This window comes from Nocardiopsis sp. TNDT3 (genome assembly GCF_003427465.1).
GTDB lineage: Bacteria > Actinomycetota > Actinomycetes > Streptosporangiales > Streptosporangiaceae > Nocardiopsis > Nocardiopsis dassonvillei.
The window spans coordinates 1-5,295 of the sequence record NZ_QPFC01000272.1; the positions used below are offsets into that span (position 1 = coordinate 1).

The following is a 5,295-nucleotide window of genomic DNA, read 5'->3' on the forward strand; positions in this document are numbered from 1 at the left end:
TGGAGGACATGGCGCGCGTGGAGCTGCTGGCCGCGCTGTCCGGGGCCCTGGCCCCGCCGGAGCTGGCCCGGGAGGTCCGCGACCTGTACCACCACGGTGACGCGGGTGAGCGGCGCGCCGTCCTGCGGGGCCTGGACGCGCTCGACGTGCGCGGCCGGGGCCGGGAGGAGGTGGCCGGTGCGGCGCGCGAGCTGCTGGCCGACGCGATGCGCGCCAACGACACCCGGCTGGTCGCGGCGGCGGCCGCCAGCGCGGCGACGGCCCTGCTCGACGCCGACTCCTGGCGCCAGGGAATCCTCAAGTGCCTGTTCACCGGGGTGCCGCTGGGATCGGCGGCCGGGCTGCCCGACCGCGCCGATGAGGAGCTGGCGCGCATGTGCGCCGACCACGCCGAGGAGCGGCTCCTGGCGGGGCGGCCGGTCCCCGCCGACGTCCACCTCGTGCTGCGGCACTTCCCCGGGCAGGCCGCCCGCCTGGACTCCCACAGAACGGAGGCGTGATGCGTATCTTCGACCCGCACATCCACATGACCTCGCGCACCACCGACGACTACGAGGCGATGTACGCCGCCGGGGTGCGCGCGGTGGTCGAGCCGTCGTTCTGGCTGGGCCAGCCCCGGACCGGCGTGAGCTCGTTCCGCGACTACTTCGACGGCCTCGTGGGCTGGGAGCGGTTCCGGGCCGAGCGGTTCGGGATCCGCCACCACTGCACGATCGCGCTCAACCCGAAGGAGGCCAACGACCCCCGCCTGTCGGGGGTGCTGGACCTGCTCCCCCGCTACCTGGCCAAGGACGGCGTGGTGGCGGTCGGCGAGGTGGGCTTCGACTCCGGCACCGCCGAGGAGGAGAGGGCCTTCCGCCACCAGCTGGAGCTGGCCGGGGAGTTCGGGCTGCCCGTCCTGGTGCACACCCCGCACCGGGACAAGGCGGCCGGGACCCGCCGCACCCTCCAGCTGGTCGCCGAGTCGGGGCTGGCGCCCGAGCGGGTGCTCGTGGACCACCTCAACGAGGCCACTGTGGCCATGGTGCACGAGTCGGGGTGCACGCTGGGCTTCTCCATCTACCCCGACACCAAGATGAGCCCGGAGCGCATGGTCCGCGTCCTGTCGGAGTGGGGCCCGGAGCGGATGGTGGTCAACTCCGCCGCCGACTGGGGCCGCAGCGACCCGCTCGCCACCCTGCGCACCGGCGAGGCCATGCTCGCCGCGGGCTTCACCGGACGCGACGTCGAACGCGTGCTGTGGGACAACCCGGTGGAGTTCTACGGCCGCAGCGGGCGCCTGCTGCTGGACGACGTGCACGGGGCCGACCACACCGCGACCTACTCGGGGAACTCGGTGCTGCGCGGCGAGCGCGCGGGCGGGGGTGCCGCGTGAGGCTGCGCCACCCCGACGGAACGGTCGTCCACCTCGCCTACTGCACCAACGTGCACCCCGCCGAGGACCTGGACGGCGTCCTGCGCCAGATCCGCGTCCACGGCGGCGGCGTGCGCGAGGCCCTGGGCGCGGACCGGCTCGGCCTGGGCCTGTGGCTGCCCGCCCCGCTGGCCCGGGAGCTGGCGGCCGATCCGCGCCTGACCGACCGGCTGCGCGCGGAGCTGGAGGCCAACGGGCTGGAGACGGTGACCCTCAACGCCTTCCCCTACACCGGGTTCCACGCGCCCGTGGTCAAGCGGGCCGTGTACCACCCCGACTGGACCGACCGGGCCCGGCTGGACTACACGGTGGACTGCGCCCGGGTGCTGGCCGGGCTGCTGCCCGACGACGCCGCGCGCGGCAGCGTCTCCACCCTCCCCCTGGCCTGGCGCGAACCGTGGGACCCCGGCCGCCTGGCCGCCGCCCGCGCGCACCTGGCCGAACTCTCCGGCGCCCTGGAGGACCTGGCACGGCAGGGGCGGCCGGTGCGGGTGGGACTGGAGCCCGAACCGGGGTGCGTCGTCGAGACCACCCGGGACGCGGCCCGCCTGCTCGGGGATCCGCCGCCGCACCTGGGAGTGTGCCTGGACACCTGCCACCTGGCGACGGCCTTCGAGGAGCCGGGGGCGGCCCTGGACCGGCTCTCCGGCGCGGGCCTGCCCGTGGTCAAGACCCAGGCGTCGGCGGCCGTGGAGGTCCCCGACCCCGCCGACCCGGCCGCGCGCGAGGCCCTCGCCGCCTTCACCGAGGACCGCTTCCTGCACCAGACGCGCGCACACGGCGGGGACGGGGCGCGGGAGGGCCGCGACGACCTGCACGAGGCCCTGGGCGGCGCCGACCCCCTGCCCGACGACGCGCCCTGGCGCACCCACTTCCACGTGCCCCTGCACGCGCCCGCCGCCGCCCCGCTGCGCGGGACCAACGAGCACCTCGCCCGCACCCTCGAATGCCTCCTGGGGCCCGGCGGCGCGCGCACCGACCACGTGGAGGTGGAGACCTACACCTGGTCGGTGCTGCCGAGGGAGCGGCGCCCCGCCGACGGCAGGGGGCTCACCGAGGGCATCGCCGCCGAGGTGGCCTGGGCCCGCGACCGGTTGACCGACCTCGGCCTGACCCTGCTCTGACACCCCGCGAACCGAAGGGACACCCCCATGCCGACGGAGGAACCGCGCCTGCTCGTGGTCGACGCGGTCGGGCTCACGCCCCGGCTGCTGCGGCACGCGCCCCGGCTGCGCGCCGTGGCCGACCAGGGCTGGCAGGCCCCGCTGGAGACCGTCCTGCCCGCCGTGACCTGCACCGTCCAGTCCACGTTCCTGACCGGCCGGACCCCCGCCGGGCACGGCGCCGTCGGCAACGGCTGGTACTTCCGGGACCTGGGCGAGGTGTACCTGTGGCGCCAGCACAACCGCCTGGTCCAGGGCGAGAAGGTGTGGGAGACCGCCCGGCGCCACCGACCGGGTTTTCGCACCGCGAACGTGTGCTGGTGGTACGCCATGGGCGCCACCACCGACTGGACCGTCACGCCCAGGCCGGTCTACCACGCCGACGGGCGCAAGTCCCCCGACTGCTACACCCGGCCGCCCGCCCTCCACGACGAGCTGACCGCGGAGCTGGGGCCCTTCCCGCTCTTCCAGTACTGGGGGCCGACCGCGTCGCTGCGCTCCACCGAGTGGATCGTGGCCGCGACCCGCAGACTGATGCCCCGCGCCGACCTGACCCTGTGCTACGTCCCCCACCTGGACTACGACCTGCAGCGGTACGGCCCCGACTCGGAGCAGGCCCGCCGGGCGGTGGTGGACATGGACGCGGCCCTGGCTCCCCTGCTGGACGACGCCGAGCGCTCGGGCACCGCCGTGATGGTCCTGAGCGAGTACGGCATCACCCCCGCCGACAGGCCCGTGCACGTCAACCGGGTACTGCGCGAGGCAGGGCTGCTGGAGGTGTACACCCAGCACGGGATGGAGTACCTGGACCCGTGGGAGTCGCGCGCCTTCGCGGTGGCCGACCACCAGTGCGCGCACGTCTACGTCCGCGACCCCGGCGACGTGCCCGGGGTCGCCCGCCTCCTGGCCGGGGTGGAGGGGGTGGACCTGGTCCTGGACCGCGACGGGCAGGCGGAGCACGGGCTGGACCACGAGCGCTCCGGCGAACTGGTCCTCGTGGCCGGCCCGGGCGCCTGGTTCACCTACTACTACTGGCTGCGCGACGCGGCGGCTCCGGACTTCGCGCGGGGCGTGGACATCCACCGCAAGCCGGGCTACGACCCCGCCGAACTCTTCCTGGACCCCGCCGACCGGCTGGTCAGAGCCCGCGCGGCGGCCAACCTCGCCCGCAAGAAGGTGGGTCTGCGCTACGCCATGAACGTGGTCCCGCTCGACCCGGGCTGCGTGCGCGGCACCCACGGGCGCGCGCACGCCGACCCCGACGACGGCCCCCTGGTGCTGTGCTCCGACCCCGGCTCCGCCCGGGAACGCGTCGCGGCCACCGAGGTCCGCGACCTCATACTCGGTCTCGCCGGTGTGCCGGCACCGGCGGGGCCGTCCCCTTCCCCCTGACGCGGTCACCGCGGGGGACCACCGGACCACCCCCTCCACCGGGGTCTTGCGCCTATGGCGGGGTTCGGCGCCCCGGACTCGCTGCAGGCACGAGGTCACCGCAGGCCAAGGCCCCTCGCGTCGCACCGGCAACGGTTTCGGTCGGTGCCATATGCGGTGCTCCTGGGACTTCCCCGGCGCGGAGTCACAGATCCCAGTCGGTGCCGTAGCGCCCGGTCAGCTCGCGCACGTCCTCGGGCGAGAGCACGGAGAACTCGCTCCCCCGCAGCGACACGACGATGCGCGAGGCCTCCTCCAGCTCGACGGCGCCGTCCAGGGCCGCCGCCGGTCCGGATGCGGCCACGATCGAACCGTGGTTGGCCAGCAGGGCCGCGCGGAACCGTCCGGGCAGGCGGGAGAGGTTGTCGGCGAGCCGGTCGCTGCCCGGCGCCGCGTAGGGCACCAGGGGCGCCTGACCGACCCGCATGACCAGGTAGGGCGTGACGGGCGGCAGCGCGGACGCCTCCGACCAGGCGGGCAGGCACGAGGCCGCGCAGGCGTGCGGCGAGTGCAGGTGGACGACGGCGCCCGCGTCCGGAACCCGCCGGTACATCGCCTGGTGGAGCGGGAACTCCTTGGAGGGGGGCGGACCGGCGACGTGCTCCCCCGCCCCGTCCAGGACGGACAGGCCCTCGGGGTCGAGGTCGCGCAGGGAGACCCCCGTGGGGCTCATCAGGGTCAGTCCCCCGGCCCGCGCGGACACGTTGCCCGAGGCGCCCGGGCTGAGCCCCAGTTCGACGGCGCGGCGTCCCACCGCGCACAGCTCCCGGGCCGCCTCGCGCGCTTCGCGGTTCACTTGTCCCCCTCCCAGGCGCGGACGAACAGGTCCTCGCGGCCGAAGTTGCCGGACTTGAGCATGAGCTGGACGTCCTCACCGTCGCTGTGTCCGAGCGTCCACGCGACGCCCGGGTCGATCTCGGGTCCCAGCGCCAGCGACGCCACGCCCAGGCGCCGCACGACGGCTCCGCTCGTCTCGCCGCCCGCGACCAGGAGCGCGCGCGCCCCCGCGGCGACCAGGCGTGCGGCGATCTCGGCCAGAGCCTCCTCGATGAGCGGCGCGTCGGCGGTGTCCACGACGTGTTCGGGTGCGGCGGTCGCGTACACCACGAACGGGGACGCGCCGCCCTCCAGGGCGCGCTCCACGGCCAGCGACACCGTCGCCCCGAAGTCCCGGCGCAGGTCGGAGGGGAGCAGGTGGTGTCCCCCGCCGTGGGCGAGGGCGTGGCGCACCTGGCCCTGGGTCGCCCGCGAGGCGCTGCCCGAGAGGACGACGCGCGGCCCCCGGGG

The 5,295-nt window shown here is 75.6% G+C and carries 6 protein-coding genes; 4 read left to right on the plus strand and 2 right to left on the minus strand.

Going from position 1 to position 5,295, the window contains the following annotated elements:
- From DQW06_RS07395 to DQW06_RS07410, 4 genes are all read left to right on the plus strand, one after another.
- Window positions 1-500, plus strand: a 500-nt coding sequence (locus DQW06_RS07395) for an EboA domain-containing protein (RefSeq protein WP_117198195.1), incomplete at its 5' end; no start/stop codon positions are given.
- A complete protein-coding gene (locus tag DQW06_RS07400; protein ID WP_013153357.1) occupies window positions 500-1,375 on the plus strand; it encodes a TatD family hydrolase in 876 nt (291 codons plus the stop codon). The genes DQW06_RS07395 and DQW06_RS07400, both read left to right, overlap by 1 nt.
- A complete protein-coding gene (gene eboE, locus DQW06_RS07405) occupies window positions 1,372-2,538 on the plus strand; it encodes a metabolite traffic protein EboE (protein WP_071622182.1) in 1,167 nt (388 codons plus the stop codon). The genes DQW06_RS07400 and eboE overlap by 4 nt, the downstream gene beginning before the upstream one ends.
- Before the next feature lie 27 nt (window positions 2,539-2,565).
- Window positions 2,566-3,969 carry an alkaline phosphatase family protein gene (locus DQW06_RS07410; RefSeq protein ID WP_094803222.1) on the plus strand — a complete coding sequence of 468 codons (1,404 nt, stop codon included), beginning with the start codon at window positions 2,566-2,568 and terminating at the stop codon, window positions 3,967-3,969.
- A 184-nt stretch (window positions 3,970-4,153) separates the two neighbouring features.
- On the opposite strand, the gene DQW06_RS07415 is transcribed toward DQW06_RS07410, so the two are convergent.
- Window positions 4,154-4,804 carry a class II aldolase/adducin family protein gene (locus DQW06_RS07415; protein ID WP_013153360.1) on the minus strand — a complete coding sequence of 217 codons (651 nt, stop codon included), beginning with the start codon at window positions 4,802-4,804 and terminating at the stop codon, window positions 4,154-4,156.
- Window positions 4,801-5,295 (minus strand): nucleotide-binding domain containing protein (locus DQW06_RS07420; RefSeq protein ID WP_304598503.1); only part of this gene is annotated, 495 nt, incomplete at its 5' end. The genes DQW06_RS07420 and DQW06_RS07415, both read right to left, overlap by 4 nt.